The organism is Kitasatospora sp. NPDC006697 (genome assembly GCF_042869935.1).
Classification (GTDB): Bacteria; Actinomycetota; Actinomycetes; order Streptomycetales; family Streptomycetaceae; genus Kitasatospora.
In genome coordinates, this window is the sequence record NZ_JBIAGU010000026.1 from 113,368 (window position 1) to 130,307 (window position 16,940).

Below are 16,940 nucleotides of genomic sequence, written 5' to 3' on the forward strand. Positions count from 1 at the left end.
AGCGCGCCGTGCGCTGGTGCTGGGGGCCTCGGGCTTCCTGGGCAGCCGGATCGCCCGCGCGCTGGAGGGCGCCGGGGTCCAGGTGCTCCGGGCCGCCCGCCGCGGTCCGATCCGGATCGACCTGGCCGGCACGGGAGTCGACGAACTGGCCGAACGGCTGGCCGAGTCGGCCCCCGACCTGGTGGTGAACGCGGCGGGCCGGGCCTGGCAGGCGAGCGAGCAGGAGATGTGGGAGGCCAACGGCTCCGGCGTGCGCACCCTCGCCGAGGCGCTGCGGGCCGCCGCGCCCGCCGCCCGGCTGGTCCAGCTGGGCAGCGTGCATGAGTACGGCCCCGGCACGCCGGGCGCCGGCACGCCGGAGGAGCAGCCGCCCGCCCCGGTCACCCCGTACGGCAAGTCCAAGCTGGCCGGCGCCGAGGCGGTGCTGGCGGCGGCCGCGGCCGGCCAGCCGGCCGTGGTGCTGCGGATCGCCAACGTCTGCGGCCCCGGCACCCCGCCCGGCAGCCTGCTCGGCGCGCTGGGCGCCCGGCTGGCCGCGGCCGCCGCGCGCGGCGACGGCGAGCCGCTGACGTGGGAGCTGCCGCCGATGACCGCGCAGCGCGACTACGTCGACGTCCGCGACGTGGTGGACGCGGTGCTCGCCGTCTGCGCCCCCGGCCCGCTGGACCCGGCCGCCGGCCTGCTCAACATCGGCGGCGGTGCCGCACTGCCGATGGGGGAGCTGATCGACCGGCTGGTCCGCGCGAGCGGGCTGGAGGTGCGGATCGCCGAGACCGCCGCTCCCCCGCCGTCCCGCACCGATGTGGACCGGCAGCAGCTCGACATCGCCAAGGCCCGGCGCCTGCTGGGCTGGTACCCGCGCCGCGGACTGGACGAGTCGCTGCGCGACCTGCTCACCGCCGCCGCCGGCGCCCCCGACGACCGCCACGTCTGACCGCCACGTCCCGATGAAGGAGACGCGATGAACACCCAGAAAGAACTCGTGCTGGACCAGGTCCGCAAGTACCACCACGAGGCCCAGCCGCAGAAGGAGTTCGTGCCGGGGGTGACCGAGATCTGGCCGTCGGGCGCGGTGCTCACCGAAGACGACCGGGTGGCCCTGGTGGAGGCCGCGCTGGACATGCGGATCGCCGCCGGGGTCAGCTCCCGCAAGTTCGAGTCGCAGTTCGCCAAGGCGATGAAGCAGCGCAAGGCGCACCTGACCAACTCCGGCTCCTCGGCGAACCTGCTGGCCACCACCGCGCTCACCTCGGAGCTGCTGGAGGACCGCCGGCTGCGCCCCGGCGACGAGGTGATCACGGTCGCCGCCGGCTTCCCCACCACCGTCAACCCGATCCTGCAGAACGGCCTGGTGCCGGTCTTCGTGGACATCGAGCTCTCCACCTACAACACCACGGCCGCCCGGGTGGCCGAGGCGATCGGCCCGAAGACCCGGGCGATCATCATCGCGCACGCCCTCGGCAACCCCTTCGAGGTCGCCGAGATCGCCCAACTCGCTGAGGAGCACGAGCTGTTCCTGATCGAGGACAACTGCGACGCGGTCGGCTCGACCTACCGGGGCCAGCTCACCGGCACGTTCGGCGACCTGACCACGGTGAGCTTCTACCCGGCCCACCACCTGACCATGGGCGAGGGCGGCTGCGTGCTGACCAGCAACCTGGCGCTGGCCCGGATCGTCGAGTCGCTGCGCGACTGGGGCCGCGACTGCTGGTGCGAGCCCGGCGAGAACAACAAGTGCCTCAAGCGGTTCGACTACCAGATGGGCACCCTGCCGGCCGGCTACGACCACAAGTACATCTTCTCGCACGTGGGTTACAACCTGAAGTCCACCGACCTGCAGGCCGCCCTGGGCCTGACCCAACTCGCCCGGCTGGACGAGTTCGTGGCCGCGCGCAAGGCCAACTGGCGCCAGCTGCGCGAGGGTCTGGACGGGCTGCCGCACCTGCTGCTGCCCGAGCCCACCCCGAACAGCGACCCGAGCTGGTTCGGCTTCGTGCTCACCGTCGCGCCCGACGCACCGTACAGCCGGGCCGAGTTGGTCGACTTCCTGGAGGGCCGGCGGATCGGCACCCGGCGGCTCTTCGCCGGCAACCTGACCCGGCACCCCGCCTACCTCAACGCTCCGCACCGGGTGGTCGGCACGCTGGCCAACAGCGACCTGGTGACCGAGCACACCTTCTGGATCGGCGTCTACCCGGGCCTGACCAGCGAGATGCTGGACTACGTGATCGCCTCGATCAAGGAGTTCACGGAGGCGCGCTCATGACCGCGCCGCTGCTGCGGCCCCGCCACGACCCCTCGGACCAGGCGCGGTTCGCCCGGTCCGCCGCGGCCGCCCAGGGCAGCGGGCTGCGCACCGAGGACTTCGCCGACTGGCTGGCCGGCCGGCGGCTCGCGCACCGGTTCAGCGTGGACCGGATCCCGTTCGCCGAACTGGACGGCTGGTCCTTCGACGAGGCCAGCGGCAACCTCGGGCACCGCAGTGGCCGGTTCTTCACCGTGGAGGGCCTGCACGTCAGCACCGGCGAGGGCCCGTTCCGCGAGTGGCACCAGCCGATCATCAAGCAGCCCGAGGTGGGCATCCTGGGCCTGCTGGTCAAGGAGTTCGACGGCGTGCTGCACGTGCTGATGCAGGCCAAGATGGAGCCCGGCAACCGCAACCTGCTGCAGCTCTCGCCGACCGTGCAGGCGACCCGGAGCAACTACACCAAGGTGCACAAGGGCAGCGACGTCCGGTACATCGAGTACTTCACCCAGCCCGGCCGGGGCCGGGTGCTCGCCGACTCGCTGCAGTCCGAGCACGGTTCCTGGTTCTTCCGGAAGTCCAACCGGAACATGATCGTGGAGGCGGTCGGCGAGGTCCCGCCGCACGAGGACTTCTGCTGGCTGACCTTCGGCCAGATCGGCGAACTGCTGCACCTGGACAACGTGGTGAACATGGACGCGCGCACCGTGCTGTCCTGCGCGCCGCTCGGCGGCGGGGAGCGGGACGGCAGCGCGCTGCTCCCCGACGGCGAGTTGCTCTCCTGGTTCACCGCGGAGCGCTCCCGGCACGAGGTCCGGGTGCGGCGCACCGCGCTCGGCTCGCTCCCCGGCTGGCGGCGCGGTGCCGACGCGATCGACCGCGAGGACGGGCGCTACTTCAGCGTGGTCGCGGTCGGCGTGCAGGCCGGCAGCCGGGAGGTGGCCAGCTGGTCGCAGCCGCTGTTCGAGCCGTGCGGGCTGGGCGTCACCGCCTTCCTGCTGCGCCGGATCGGCGGGGTGCCGCACCTGCTGGCGCACGCCCGGGTGGAGGGCGGCTTCCTGGACACCGTGGAGCTGGGCCCGACCGTGCAGTACACGCCGGAGAACTACGCCCACCTGGCCAAGGAGGACCGTCCGCCCTTCCTGGACCTGGTGCTCGCCGCCGACCCCGGGCGGATCCGCTACGAGGCCGTGCACTCCGAGGAGGGCGGCCGGTTCCTCAACGCCGAGAGCCGCTACCTGCTGGTCGAGGTGGACGAGACCGAGGTGCCGCTCGACCCGCCGCCCGGCTACGCCTGGGTCACCCCCGGCCAGCTGACCTGGCTGGTCCGGCACGGCCACTACCTCAACGTCCAGGGCCGCACCCTGCTGGCCTGCCTCAACGCGACGGCGGTGCGCGGCTGATGGAACCGATCCGGATCGGCGTGCTGGGCTGCGCGGACATCGCGGTGCGCCGGATGCTGCCCGCGATGCTGGCCGCGGACGACATCGAGGTCGCGGCGGTGGCCAGCCGGGACGCCGCCAAGGCCGCGTCGACGGCCCACCGGTTCGCCGCCTCCCCCGTGCACGGCTACGCCGCCCTGCTGGACCGTTCCGACCTCGACGCCGTGTACGTGCCGCTGCCGGCCGCGTTGCACGCCGAGTGGGTCGAACGGGCCCTGCTGGCCGGCAAGCACGTGCTCGCCGAGAAGCCGCTCACGACCGAACTCCCGCGCACCCGCGCCCTGCTGGAGCTGGCGGCGGACCGGGGGCTGGTGCTGCTGGAGAACGTGATGTTCGTGCACCACGGGCAGCACGCGGCGGTGCGGCGGCTGCTTGCCGACGGGGCGATCGGCGAACTGCGGTCCTTCCGGGCCACGTTCACCGTCCCCCGGCTGCCCGACGGGGACATCAGGTACCAGCCCGAGCTGGGCGGCGGCGCGCTCTGGGACACCGGCGTCTACCCGGTGCGGGCGGCCCTGCACCTGCTCGGCGGCCCGCTCGAGGTGCTGGCCGCCGCCAGTGCCGGGCGCGAGGTGGACACCTCCGGCGCGGCCCTGCTGCGCACCCCGCAGGGTGTCACCGCCCAGCTCGACTACGGCCTCGACCACGGCTACCGCTCCAGCTACGAACTCTGCGGCAGCGAGGGCCGGATCACCGTCGACCGCGCCTTCACCCCGCCCGCCGGCTTCCGCCCGGCCGTCCGCCTGGAACGCCGTACCGGCGCCGAGCCCGTCGACCTGCCCGCCGAGGACCAGGTCGCCGCCACCGTGGCCGCCTTCGCCGCCGCCGTCCGCAGCGGCGCACCGGCCGACCCGGACCTGCTCCGACAGGCCGAACTCCTCGCCACCATCCGCCAGTTCTCTTGACTCTTCCGGAGGGCCGATGCGCGTCCTGTTCACCATCTTCCCCGCCCCCGCCCACGTGCACCCGATCGTCCCGCTCGCCTGGGCACTGCTCGGCGCGGGCCACGAGGTCCGGGTGGCCATCCACCCCGACGCCACCGGGCTGGTCACCTCCACCGGCCTGACCGCCGTCCCGCTGATCGACGAACAGCTCGGCGAGGTGGTGGAGTTCGGCAACAACCTGGACAAGCTGGCCGAGCTGGACGACTTCCTCTCGCTGACCGGCGACGACAACCCGCAGTGGGAGATGCAGTGGCTCAAGCTCACCCGGGTGCTGGTGGCCTTCCGCCCGGCCCTGCCCGCCCTGGTGCGGGTGGTCCGGGACTGGCAGCCCGACCTGGTGGTCTGGGACCCGTTCTGCGTACCGGCCGCCGTCGCCGCCCGGGTGGTCGGCGCCGCCCAGGTCCGCTTCCTCTGGGGCCGGGACAACATCGGCTTCCTGCGTGAGAAGTCCCGCCGCACCCTCGCCGAACGCGGCACCCCGGTCCGCCGCGACCCCGTCACCTGGCTGATGTCCCCGATGCTCGAACCGTACGGCCTGGAGTACGACGAGGAGTTGCTGCTCGGCCAGGCCAGCATCGACCCGATGCCCCCCGGCATGCGGCTGCCCACCTCCCTCACCCACCTGCCGATCCGCCGGGTCCCCTTCAACGGCTCGGCCAGCGTCCCCGACTGGGTCCAGCAGCGCCCCACCCGCCCCCGGGTCTGCCTGACCCTGGGCATCGGCGGCCGCGGCCGCCAGCTCTTCAAGGAGAGCGGCGTCTCCTTCCCCGACCTGGTCCACGCCCTGGCCACCCTGGACATCGAACTGATCGCCACCATCGGCCAGTCCCACGCCGCCGCCCTCGGCACCCTCCCCGAGAACGTCCGCGTCGTCGACTACCTCCCCCTCACCGCCCTGCTCCCCACCTGCTCCGCGATCATCCACCACGGCGGCGGCGGCACCTTCGCGGCCGCCGTCGCGCACCAGGTGCCCCAGCTCACCACCCCGATGCCCTTCTGGGGCGAGGAGATCACCGCCCGCTACATCGCCGACCACGGCGCCGGCCTGCTCATCCCCCCTGCCACCCTGACCCCCGAATCCGCCCGCGACGCCGTCGCCCGCCTCCTCACCGACCCCGCCTTCGCCGAGGGCGCCCGGACCCTGCACAAGGAGATGCTGGCGGCCCCGGCCCCGGGCGAGGTGGTCGCCCAACTGGAGGAACTGGTGGCCCGCCACCCCGCCCCGAGCCCCGGCATAGCCCCTGTGTAACCTGCGCGCCTGACCGTGTGCGCACTGCACCGGAGGGCCGGGCGGGCTCTTCTCCGCCCGGCCTCCCGCTCTTCCCGCCCAGGAGCAACAACCTTGCGTTCCCCGCGTACCACCACCCTCCGCACCCTCGCGGCGAGCGCCGTACTCGCCGCCGCCTGCACCGGCCTCACCACCACCGCCGCCCACGCCGCCGCCACCTGCCAGGGCGGCGTGCAGAGCCACCCCGAGCTGACCACCACCTGGACCGGCCTGTCCGGCGCGACCCTGGTCAAGGGCGGCGCCGCGGTGGAGAGCACCGCCGTCTTCCGCAACACCACGGGCCACGACGTGAAGGACTTCCAGACCTCCTTCTACGTGGCGGCCGACGACGCCCCCACCGAGCACATGGCCGACGCCCTCACCGTCGAGCTCAAGCTCCCCGGCGGCGACTGGAAGCCCGCGAGCTTCGGCACCGGCGACGGCCAGAGCATCATCAGCACCGGCACCTACCAGCTCGCCAAGGGCGACTCGGTCACCGTCGGCATCCGCGTCACGGCCACCACCCACGCCCTGGCCGGCAAGTACGGCAGCACCGAGACCGGCGGCTCCGCCGCCCTGAGCGACGACACCGGCGAGTACCTCCTCCCGACGGCCCCGGTCACGGGCACCCCGGGCCCCACCGCCTCGCCGGCCACCACGACCTCCCCCTCGCCGACCGCAACCAGCACCGGCAAGGACACCTGCACCCAGTTCGTCGGCTACTCCACGGCCCTCTTCACCATCACCGACCCCGCCGCCCCCACCTCGGCCGCGGCCTCCCCCTCCGCGAGCGCCACCACCCACCGCCCCACGGCCACCCCCACCACCACCGCCACCACCTCGGCCGGCCCCTCCCTCGCCTTCACCGGCGGCGGCAGCGGCACCGGCACCATCGCCGCCATCGGCGCCACCACCCTCACCGCCGGCGCCGGCGTGCTGTTCCTCCTGCGCCGCCGCAAGCCGTCGCACCGCTGACGTGACGCCCCGTGCCGCCCCGGGAGGGGCGGCACGGGCACCGGGCCTACCCGGTGGGCCCGCCGGTACGCAGCAGGGGCAGGCTCAGCAGCCAGCTGCTCCCCCGCCGATAGACGGCAGCCGGACGCCCCGTGGGAGGCAGCCGCTGCTTCCCCGTCGGCTCCAGGAACCCCGTGGTCCTCAGCACCTTGCGACGGAAGTTGCTCGGGTCCAAGGCTTGCCCCCAGATCACCTCATAGACCGCCCGCAGCTCGCTCAGGGTGAACTCCTCTCCGCAGAACGCCGTCGCGACGGCGGTGTACTCGAGTTTCCGCCGGATCTCCTCCAGGGCGTCGGCCAGGATGACCGCGTGGTCAAACGCCAACTCCACTTCTCCCTCGAACAGTTCGCGCACCGGAGCCCAGTACGCGCGCTCCGCGTCGGTCCCGCCCACCGGCACAGGCAGATCCGGCCCCAGGGCGAGGAACGCGACGGTGACCACTCGCCCCCTCGGATCACGACCGGGATCCGCATAGGCACCCAACTGCTCCAGGTGTAGTCGGCTGCCGTCGATTCCGGCCTCCTCCCAGAGCTCACGAAGCGCCCCCCGCCGCAGGGTCTCATCCTTTTGGACATACCCCCCGGGCAGCGCAGGACAGCCAAGGAAGGGCTCGACCCCCCGCTCGACCAGCAGCACCATCAACTGGTCGCCCCTGACTGTGAAGATCGCCAGATCGACGGTCAGCCACGACGGCTCCACCTCGTTCGATTCCTTCAGCCAGTCATCCATCCGACCCCCTAAAGGTCCTATTGACTCAAACACGCTCGGCGCTTATGGTCTCATGGACCTTAACTCGACGAGGCAAGGGCAGGGCATGATCAGGTTTCGTGTACCACCCGCCAAGAGGGCGGCCGCTGCGCCCACCGCCGCCACCCGCCACTTATGCACCGGCGTCTACGTTGACGAGCGATTCCGCGACCTGGTGATCGACGATGTCTGTACCGCTCCCCACCGGAGGGTCGCCCCGTCCTACGGGTTCGACATCGTTCCCGTCATGCACCATGCGTGGCGAGCCGCGGCCCTGGCCACCTTCCTACGGGTGGCACTGATAGGGGCGACGATCGCCCCGGCTCTCGCCGGCTCCGTGCCCGCCACCATCCTCATCATCTGCGGGCTCGCACTGATCCGATTACTCCGCCACGCCATGCACCTCCGGAAAGGCGGCCGGCAGCCCCGTCCCCAGCGAAGCTCCGGTCGCCGCGGCCTGCGGCCCAAACGGGACCGCCGCCAGTTCCCCGGTCTGCTCCCCACGGACAGGCCACGCCTCTTCGCCCGGCTCTTCCCACGGCTGAGTCATCTCCTCGACGTGTTCCTCCCGAGGAAAACCCCGGCGCGTCCGTCGCCGCTCAAGCTCATCCGCGTCGCCATGGCCTCGTTGACCCTGACGGGTCTGACCATCATCGTCATCGAACCGGCCCAAGCAGCGACGGCCCTCCGCGTGGCCATCGGAATGGCGCTCCTGAGCCTCGGCTTCGGAGCCCTCCGCCAGTTGATCCTCAACCACCTGCTCCGGGCGCCCACCCTCCGGCCGGCCCGGCTGTCCCGTCGGCAGCAGGTGGCGGACCGTCAACAGCGGCACATCTGCGCCGTGTACCGCCGCCCCCGCCACAGCGAGGACGACCCCGAGGGCGAAGAGGAGGACGACCTCACAAGGATCACCCTCTTCGGTGAGGGATCGCCGTTCATCGGAGCCGGTGAGATCGTCTACCACTGGAACCCGCCGATGAGCATCCAGCTGCTGCGTCCCGGCAACGACGAGGCCCCCCTCTCCGAACGCGAGCACGCCGTACCGCCCTTTCGGGCCCACGAACTGGTGGACTACCTGCGCGAGGCCGTGCAGCAGCTGAACTCCGACCAGCACGACGTCCGATTGACCGTCGAGGTTCGTGACCGCATCTACGTGGCCGAGACCGATGTGGCCGCGGACCCTGCGCTCCTCCACCTCGAGTTCGACGAAGCCGACGTGCGCGCAATCATCAACACTCCCGGCTCGAAGGAGCACCACTTCCTGGAAATCACCACTCCGATCGAGGGGTCGGAGTACATCGCCACCGTCCTGCTACGGGTCAGCCTGCAGGGCCGGACTCTGAGCATCTCCACGGCGGCCTGCGTCCTCGCCCACACACCTCGGTCCTTCCAACGCACGAAGGAGTTCGGACACCACGGAGGCACGGCGGTCATCTGGTCGGCGCTCCGCGGGCTGGCGGCGCTGCCGATGGAGGTCCAACACTCGTGGCGCACCGGACGCTACCTGCTCGCCCTGGGCAAGGCAGCGCTGCTCCCCAGCGACCTCACCGCCACACCGATCCGCAACCTCCTCGTCGGCAGCCGGGTGAGCATCCGCGAGGAGGCATCACAGGCATGGTCCAAGGTCCAGTTGGAGAAGACCGACGTCCTGGGCCGGATGAAGACGATCGAGGAGCGGCTGCTGCACGCCACCGGCGACTTCCTCTTCTCCAAGGACGTCGACGTGTCGGCCTTCAAGGACCGCGCGCTGCAGATCATCAACAGCGGCATCTTCAACTTCGGCGACAACAACAACTTCAGCAACAACGCGCTCGGCGACTCGGCTCAGGTCGCCGTCGGCGCCAACCAAACAGCAGGAGCCGGCGCTCCCGACAGTGGAGGAAAGCAGTGACCGACAACCGCGGCATCACCAGCCGGGGCAGCGGCAACACCTTCAGCAACAACGCCATCGGCGACCACGCCAAGGTCTCCGTGACTGCCCCCTCCCCCGGCCCGACCGCTCGGCTCAACGGCTCGGCCGACAACCAGCGGGCGACTGGGTGGGACATCGGCGTGGTGACCATCCTGAGCGAGGAACTGCGCTCCGTGATCGACGAGTTCGGCCTGGAACGACACCGGGAGCCCGGCGGCCTCTACTTCTACCGGGGCAGCCACACCACACCGGAGTCGACCGTTCGCATCGTGGCCACCCAGAGCCAGAGTCAGGGACAGCGGTCGGCGATGGCCGCGCTCGAGAACCTCCGCCGCCACTACGACCCGCGGCTGTGGGTGCTCATCGGCGTGGGCGGCGGGCTCCACCGGGAACACGCCCGCATCGGCAACGTCATCGTCTCCACCGAGGTCGTCTACTACGAGAACCGCAAGATCAACCCCAACGGGGACGTCCGCCGCCGCGGGGAGCACCGGCAGTCGCCGGCCGCTGTCGTGCACGGGGTCAACGCCTTCTTCACCCAGCACGGAACCCCGGCCCGCTTCAGCAACCAGCTCCCGGCTGCATCAGCCGATTTCGAGGTCTTCCCCGGCGTGATCGGCTCCGGCGAAGCCGTCATCGCCGACGGCGGGAGTGAGATCCGCAGCTATCTCACGGACTACCACGAGAAGGTCCTCGCCGTGGACATGGAGGCGGGCGGGCTCAGTCAGTACTGGCAAGAGAACTCAGTCAACGGCGACGCCAACCCCGGCTGGATCGTCATCCGGGGCATCTCCGACAACGCCGACGAGGAGAAGGGCCACGGTTTCCACGAACTCGCGGCCCGCAACGCCGCCCACGTCCTGCGGCTGCTCCTGCCCGACCTGCCCTACGACTGCTAGATGTCGGCCTTCCTCTACGGCGTGCTCAGCTCCCTCGCCGCCAGCGCACTCGCCCTCGTCCTCGGACTCCTGCGTGGCTCCCGCCCCCTGTGGTGGCTGGTCGCCGCCTGCTCCCGGTACACCGGCACCGGCCTCGGCCGCATCTACCGCCGTCAGTCGGCCGCCGAGCAGGACCTCGCTCGCGACCTGCGCCAAGCCCGCTGGATCAAGGTCCTGGCCGGCCGCGGCAACGTGCTCACCCGAGAGGTCTTCTCCCCCCTGTGGTCAGGCGAGCTCTCCCCGGAATCCATCCAGGTTCTGCTCCCCGACCCCCGCGCCCAAGGCGACTCCTGGCTCGACCGGCGCTCCGACGACCTGGGCCGCTTCGACCCCGGCTTCACTCCCGATCTGCTCAGAGCCCAGGTTCAGGCGAACATCGACTACCTCACCCGCGTGGCCCGCACCCAGCACCACTTCGAGCTCCGCGGCTTCAACCTTCCCAACACCTGCCGCGTCATCGCCACCGACCGCGCCGCCTACCTCACCTTCTACACCAGCTCCGCCCACGGCCGGAACACCCCGTGCCTCTACGCCCGGTCCCCCGGCCTCCTCTACTCCATCGCCCTGCAGCAATTCGACACGACCTGGCTGAACAGCCACCCGGCCCTGTCACCACCGCCCGCCGGGCCCGCGAGTGCCTGAGGAACAGAGGCTCCCCGGGTCATCGACGTGCGCCGCAGAGCAAGGAAACCAAAAGAGGCCAGGTCATGGGCTGCATGACCTGGCCTTCTCGGAGCCGCCTATGGGATTCGAACCCATGACCTACGCATTACGAGGCCACGAGGGTTCGTGACGCCAGGTGTCAACTCGTGCTCCGTGTTGCCGTCTTGCCTGTTCAGAGCACGTGCGGAGAGTTCGAACATGACACGCTGTGCTACCTCGTCCAAAGGCGTCCGGCCGCACACCGGCCGCACATGCCACACCAGATGCTCCAGCCCCGTCAGGGACCCGCGCTTGTCGATGCCCCACAACTGACCAGCACGCTGGGGCCACCGGCACGCCACCGTAGCCCGGCCGATTCTGACCCAACCGGGAGGTAGCGCGTACGCTGCGTGCTGGACAGGACGGCACCTGGCCCGTCCGGAGGGGGCGGAGATGAGCACGCGCAGGGAGCTGTCGGTGGGGCGGTCCCGTCCAGGCCGGAGCGTACCTAGAAGCGGCAAGACCCAGCTGGCGGCCACCGTCGGCAGCCAGGGTTGGCAGGCCGCACAATGACGAACTTCGCCTTCGAAGCGACCGGGCCCGGGTCTGTCGCCGCCCACAGCATCGGCATGGCGATCACCGGCTCAGTCACCGTCCTGCCAGCCGAACTGCTGAACTCGGCGCGCCACGTGCAGGCGCCTGTGGGGCTCACCAACCTTCCGCCACTCCCACTGTGTCTCGGCCGCGCGGATGCGCTGGTCAGGCTGCGCGGCACGTTCGCGTCGGAGCCCGGGCAATGGGCTTCCGGGGCCGTCATCGTCCAGGGCCTCGGCGGCGTCGGCAAGAGCACCGTGGCACTCGCGTACGCCCACCGACACCGCCGCGACCACACCGTGGCGTGGTGGATCAACGCGGCTTCGCCCACCCACATCGAGCAGTCACTGGCCGCCCTTGCCCTGCGGCTGATCCCCGCCTGGGCCAGCCATGCTGCCATCGAGGAACGCGCCGCCTGGGCGATGATGTGGCTGCAGTGGCACCCCGGCTGGCTGCTGGTCTTCGACAACGTCGAGGACCCGGCCGACCTTCGGCCCTACGCCGGCTCACCGGACGGCTGCATCATCGCCACCAGTCGGCGAGCGCTCGGCTGGCCGGCCACCGTCCCAGCGCTCGCCTTGGATGTCCTCGATCTGGCCGAGGCCAGCGAACTGGTCTACCGGCACGTGCTCGGCGGGACGGCGCCGAACCCCCGTCAGTTGCAGGAGGCCCGCGCCCTCGCCGCCGATCTCGGGCGACTCCCCATCGCGCTGGAGCAGGCCGGTGCCTACCTCGCGCAGAACCCGACGATCGGCATCGAGAGCTACCGCCGCAAGCTGACGGCCAAGTTGGACAAGGTCTCAGACGGCCATGACCCCGAGCGAACCATCGCTCGGATCTGGCGCCAGACGATCAGCACCCTGACCGATCGCAACCCGCTGGCGGTGTCTGTCCTGTCCACGCTGGCGTGGCTGGCGCCCGACGACATCCCGGTGGACCTGTTGGCCACAACCGCCGACGACGACACCGACGACTTGCACGAGGCCCTCGGGCTCCTCCGCGCCTACTGCATGGTCTCCCTCACCCGCGACACGGTGAGCGTCCACCGACTGGTCCAGGCGACTCTCCGGAACCAGCCGACCTTCGATGGCTCGGCGCCAGCGGGCCGTCTGGAGGCCGAACGGCTACTGTGCGCCGCGGTAGTCCCGCTTGGGGAGCCACCAAGCTCCGGCCGGTCCTCTGCCTGGGAGCAACTGCTCCCACACCTCGTCACACTCGCGGCCACGACTCCTAGCGGTCACTCAGACACCTTTCCCGCCGGACGGTACGCTGCTGCTGCGGACTACCTAATTGGCCACGGACACGACGCCCGCGCTGTCCCGCTGCTTACCGCGGCCCTCGCCCGCTGCGAGGAGCTCGCTGGAGCCGAGCACGAGCTCACCATGAAGGTCCGTGCGAACCTGGCCTACGCCTACCACGGAGCAAGGGACTTCAGCCGGTCCATCGCGATCCTCGAACCGATGGTCGCCCAGTGCACACGGGTTTTCGGCGACTCGCACCCCGGGACTCTCACGGTGGCCTCCAACCTCGCCAACTCATACCGCGACTCCGGCGATCTGACCCGCGCCATGGCGCTCCACGAAGCCACTCTGGCCCGCCGTCGGCAGGCGCTCGGCGACAACCACTCCGACACCCTCGTCAGCTGCGAGGAGCTGGCCCGCACGTACCAAGCCTCAGGCGACCTGGATCGCGCCATCCCCCTGCACGAGGCGACCGTGGCACAACACGAGCAGTCCCTCGGACCTGCTCATCCGGCCACGCTGAGCAGCCGAGGCGACCTGGCTGCGGCCTACCTCGCCTCGGGCGACCTGGATCGCGCCATCCCGATATACGCCGCCGTCCTCGCCGAACGGCAGAAGGCGTTCGGCGACAGCGATCCTGACACCATCACCAGCCGGAACAATCTCGCCTACGCCTACTCGAGCGCCGGACGCCCCGACCGAGCGGCACAGCTCCTGGAGACAACCCTGGCCCGGAGCGAGGAGGTGTACGGCGAGGCGCACCCGGAGACCATCGCCGTCCGCGCGAACCTCGGCTGTGCCTACCGGGACGCCGGGCAGGCGCCGCGTTCGATCGCCCTGCTGGAGTCCGCAGCTGCGCAGAGCGCCCACCTGCTCGGCGACGCCCACCCCCAGACCCTGACCACCAGGAACGGGCTGGCAGAGGCATACCGGGTTGCCGGCAACACTGAACGGGCGATCGACCACTACGACACCGTCCTCGAGCATCGTGCCGCGCTGCTCGGCGAGACGCATCCTCACACCCTCGCCACCCGAAGCGGCCTCGCCAAAGCCCACCTCGCGGCGGGCGACCCGACCCGCGCCGTCCCGCTATTCGAGACCGTCACCGCCCAGTGCGAGCAGGTCTTCGGCGGCACCCACCCCGACACCCTGGCCAACTGCATCAGCTTGGCCGAAGCCCTGCGCCTAACCGACGACCCGGCCCGTGCCGTCACCCTCGCGGAGACGACGCTGGAACGGTGCATGCGGTCGCTCGGCGAGGACCACCCTCACACCGTGCTGTGCCGGAGCAACCTGGCCACCGCTTACCTCACGGTCGGTGACGCCCGGCATGCCCTCCAACTCCTCGAAGTCACCGTGCACAGCGCCGGCCGCCTCTTCGGCGCCACCCACCCGCACACCGTCACCGCCCGAACGAATTTGGCCGCCGCCCACCTTGAGTTCGGTGACGCCACCCAGGCAGTCGCCGTCTTGGAGGAGCTCCGCACGCAGCTGGACGCCGAACACGGCGGCACACACTCGGAAACGCTCCAGTGCACCGCGATGCTGGCCCGCATCCTCGGCATGTCCGGCAGCCTCGCCCGGGCGACTCGGCTGCTGGAACACAGCGTCGCGCGCACCGAACAGGAGCTTGGCGCCACCCACCCTGACGCCCTCGAGCAACGGCGGCACCTGGCCGAGATCTACCGAGCCGACGGCCATCCCGATCAGGCCGTGCCACTGTACGAAGCCGCCCTCGTCCACTGGCAGCAGACCCTCGGCGACCACCCGAACATCCTGATCACCCAACTCACCCTGGCGGACACCCACAAGGAGGCGGGCGCCCTTCGGAAGGCGATCGCCCTCTACCAGGCAGCCCTCGACCGGATCGAGCCCACCCTGGGACCGGAGAACCCGCTCGTCGCACAGATCCGCGCAAGGATTGACTCAGCCGTGTAGGCCGCTTCGGGGCTGACCGTTAGTACTCCCGTGACAGGTCTCCGTTTCCCTTGTCAGCGGCCTGGCGATGGGAGTGCAGCCAGGCTGCGTCAAGGACGGCAAGGTAGTCACTTGAGTCGCGTGAGTGAGGCCGATCAACGGGCCGCGAATTGCTGATTTGCCGCGCACTCACTAGCTGGACGCCCTAGCCTGATGCCCTGACCTAAGTCAATGACAGGAACTCAGGGGTGGCTTGTGGGCGCGGATATCGTGCAGTTTGTGGAGCAGGCAGGGCCATATTTGAGCGCGGCCTTGGGTGCCTATGGTGCGGGGGTGCTGGCCCGGGCTGAGGACGCTGCGGTGGGAGCCACGGCGAACGCAGGGCGCAGTATCTTGCACGCGATCTGGCGGCGCCGGAGCCAGGCTGAGCGCGCGGAGCTGGAGGCGGCGGTGCGTGAGGCGGCCGGGGAGCCTGGGGACTCCGATGCTGCGGCCGCGCTGCGCCAGCAGATCAAGCGAACGCTACGGGAGGATCCGCAGTTGTTTGCCGAACTGGCCTCCCAGCTTCCCGCGGCCGGTGCGGTGACGATCACCGCGTCCGGTGAACGATCCATCGCCGCGCAGACAATCGGCACGGCCGTCACTGGCGACAACACCACGATCCGTCCGTAACCCAACGGCATCCCCGAACTCGGTGCCATAGTGATCACGGCAAGCGGCTGAGGCAAGCCGGGGCCACGGTGCGGATGGTTTCCTCGGGGATGTCACCGGCTGGGCGTCGACGGCCAAGTTGACGCCAGGAGTCTCGGCGGCGCCGAAAAGGCCTCCGGGAGAGGCGCTGAAACCCGACCTCGGCAACCGGACCCTACCCGGTAGTTGAGCCCTACCGCCTCGCTGGTCGGCGTGGTCGCCTCCTGGGCCACAATGGCGCCCGGCTCGACGTCGTGTGCGAAACCGATTCTGCAGCGTGCTGTGGCTCTGAGGAGGGCCTAGCGTGAAAGGAGAGCCAAGACGGAGCAGGCGATCGCCATGACGACAGCAGCACCCCTGCAGCAACGGCCCAGTAATCTCGATGTCGCCTTCTCGGAGGATTACATCGGCTACGTCGGCGTCGCCGTGGGACTGGCCTGGGCTGCTCGGCAGGAGTGGATCCGCCGCCGGGTCGACTCCTACAGCTTCCGTAATTCCGAGTCCTCCGTCTGCCAGGCAAGCATTGATTTCACCGTGCCCTCCCTTGCTCCGGTGATCGTGGTGCCAGGCGGCAATCGTGTTGTCGTCCCCCTGGCGCTGGCGGACAAAAGTGAGCTCTCGGTCCACTTCGATCTCCGGGATGCTTCCGGGCAGTCAATCTGCCGACTACCGAGCGAGGTCGCAGCACGGATCGGCGGGGAGATCCTGATCAACCTCGCCAGCCGCGCGATCCGCCGGGACTTCGATAGGGATCCGACGAGCCCACACGCGGACAAGCTTCCAGCGGAGCTCATCAAAATCGCTGCACTGGATCACACGACCTGGAGCGATACAGACTGGAAGAAGCTGAAAGACCGAGACTGGGGCCTGTCGAAACAGGAGCGGACCCGCCTCTTCGTGGACACGTCCCCCTTCCACAACGCGGTCACCTGCTTCGCTCTCAGTTACTTGCTCTGTGTCCTGACCCCGGGTGAGCCTGGGCAACCGCGAATCGTAAAACTGCGATACGACACCCAGGACGAGTGGTTCCGCCGCCGAACCAGACGGCGGGACCAGTGGCTTGCGAAGGCAGCCTTCCGGGCGTGGGCGGTGCCGATACGGGCGCCAGCCCAGGACGCGGAGGTGTACCACTTCGAGTGCACCGCTCCAGAGGGCGTGGACATCCGTGAAGTGTCACCGGAACCAGACATCGCGGTTCAACCTCAGGTGAACCCCTCTCTGTCAGCCTAGGGTGAGACATCCCGCTTTGTCGGGTTAGTAATCCGAACGCCTACGGCGGCACCCTGACGGGTAGAAAATCCGCTGGGGCGTCCGGCTGACGTCGTTCCGGCTTGGCGCCATCCGAG

The 16,940-nt window shown here is 70.3% G+C and carries 13 protein-coding genes; 12 read left to right on the forward strand and 1 reads right to left on the reverse strand.

From position 1 onward, the window contains the following. Positions 1–16: 16 nt before the first annotated feature. The 6 genes from ACFYNO_RS29885 (at position 17) to ACFYNO_RS29910 (ending at position 6,873) form a co-directional block, all read left to right on the forward strand. Positions 17–934 (forward strand): NAD-dependent epimerase/dehydratase family protein, encoded by a 918-nt coding sequence (locus ACFYNO_RS29885; RefSeq protein WP_388019407.1) that lies wholly within the window; start codon positions 17–19, stop codon positions 932–934. A 27-nt stretch (positions 935–961) separates the two neighbouring features. Beyond that, positions 962–2,266: a lipopolysaccharide biosynthesis protein RfbH gene (gene rfbH, locus ACFYNO_RS29890; RefSeq protein WP_388019410.1), complete on the forward strand. Its 1,305-nt coding sequence runs from the start codon at positions 962–964 to the stop codon at positions 2,264–2,266. Beyond that, entirely contained in the window at positions 2,263–3,648 is a 1,386-nt protein-coding gene (locus tag ACFYNO_RS29895; protein WP_388019412.1) for an NDP-hexose 2,3-dehydratase family protein, read from the forward strand. Before rfbH ends, ACFYNO_RS29895 begins: the two co-directional genes overlap by 4 nt. Next, positions 3,648–4,592, forward strand: coding sequence for a Gfo/Idh/MocA family protein (locus ACFYNO_RS29900; RefSeq protein ID WP_388019415.1), 945 nt, complete (start codon positions 3,648–3,650; stop codon positions 4,590–4,592). The genes ACFYNO_RS29895 and ACFYNO_RS29900 overlap by 1 nt, the downstream gene beginning before the upstream one ends. A gap of 16 nt (positions 4,593–4,608) precedes the next feature. After that, positions 4,609–5,880 carry a nucleotide disphospho-sugar-binding domain-containing protein gene (locus ACFYNO_RS29905; RefSeq protein WP_388019418.1) on the forward strand — a complete coding sequence of 424 codons (1,272 nt, stop codon included), beginning with the start codon at positions 4,609–4,611 and terminating at the stop codon, positions 5,878–5,880. Positions 5,881–5,973: 93 nt separating this feature from the next. Next, positions 5,974–6,873, forward strand: a complete 900-nt coding sequence (locus ACFYNO_RS29910; RefSeq protein ID WP_388019421.1) for a hypothetical protein — start codon at positions 5,974–5,976, stop codon at positions 6,871–6,873. Between the two features lie 46 nt (positions 6,874–6,919). On the opposite strand, the gene ACFYNO_RS29915 is transcribed toward ACFYNO_RS29910, so the two are convergent. Further along, positions 6,920–7,642, reverse strand: coding sequence for an NUDIX domain-containing protein (locus ACFYNO_RS29915; RefSeq protein ID WP_388019424.1), 723 nt, complete (start codon positions 7,640–7,642; stop codon positions 6,920–6,922). Positions 7,643–7,835: 193 nt separating this feature from the next. Between ACFYNO_RS29915 and ACFYNO_RS29920 the strand changes: the two genes are divergently transcribed. From ACFYNO_RS29920 to ACFYNO_RS29945, 6 genes are all read left to right on the forward strand, one after another. Beyond that, on the forward strand, positions 7,836–9,551 hold the full coding sequence (locus tag ACFYNO_RS29920) for a hypothetical protein (protein WP_388019427.1): 1,716 nt from the start codon (positions 7,836–7,838) through the stop codon (positions 9,549–9,551). Continuing rightward, positions 9,548–10,471, forward strand: coding sequence for a hypothetical protein (locus tag ACFYNO_RS29925; RefSeq protein WP_388019430.1), 924 nt, complete (start codon positions 9,548–9,550; stop codon positions 10,469–10,471). The genes ACFYNO_RS29920 and ACFYNO_RS29925 overlap by 4 nt, the downstream gene beginning before the upstream one ends. Continuing rightward, the gene (locus ACFYNO_RS29930; protein ID WP_388019433.1) at positions 10,472–11,152 is read left to right on the forward strand and encodes a hypothetical protein; all 681 of its coding nucleotides are present in this window, start codon (positions 10,472–10,474) and stop codon (positions 11,150–11,152) included. A 569-nt stretch (positions 11,153–11,721) separates the two neighbouring features. After that, the gene (locus tag ACFYNO_RS29935) at positions 11,722–14,925 is read left to right on the forward strand and encodes a tetratricopeptide repeat protein (RefSeq protein WP_388019436.1); all 3,204 of its coding nucleotides are present in this window, start codon (positions 11,722–11,724) and stop codon (positions 14,923–14,925) included. A 372-nt stretch (positions 14,926–15,297) separates the two neighbouring features. Continuing rightward, entirely contained in the window at positions 15,298–15,576 is a 279-nt protein-coding gene (locus ACFYNO_RS29940) for a hypothetical protein (protein ID WP_388019439.1), read from the forward strand. A 357-nt stretch (positions 15,577–15,933) separates the two neighbouring features. Next, a complete protein-coding gene (locus ACFYNO_RS29945) occupies positions 15,934–16,824 on the forward strand; it encodes a hypothetical protein (protein ID WP_388019442.1) in 891 nt (296 codons plus the stop codon). The last annotated feature ends 116 nt before the right edge of the window (positions 16,825–16,940 follow it).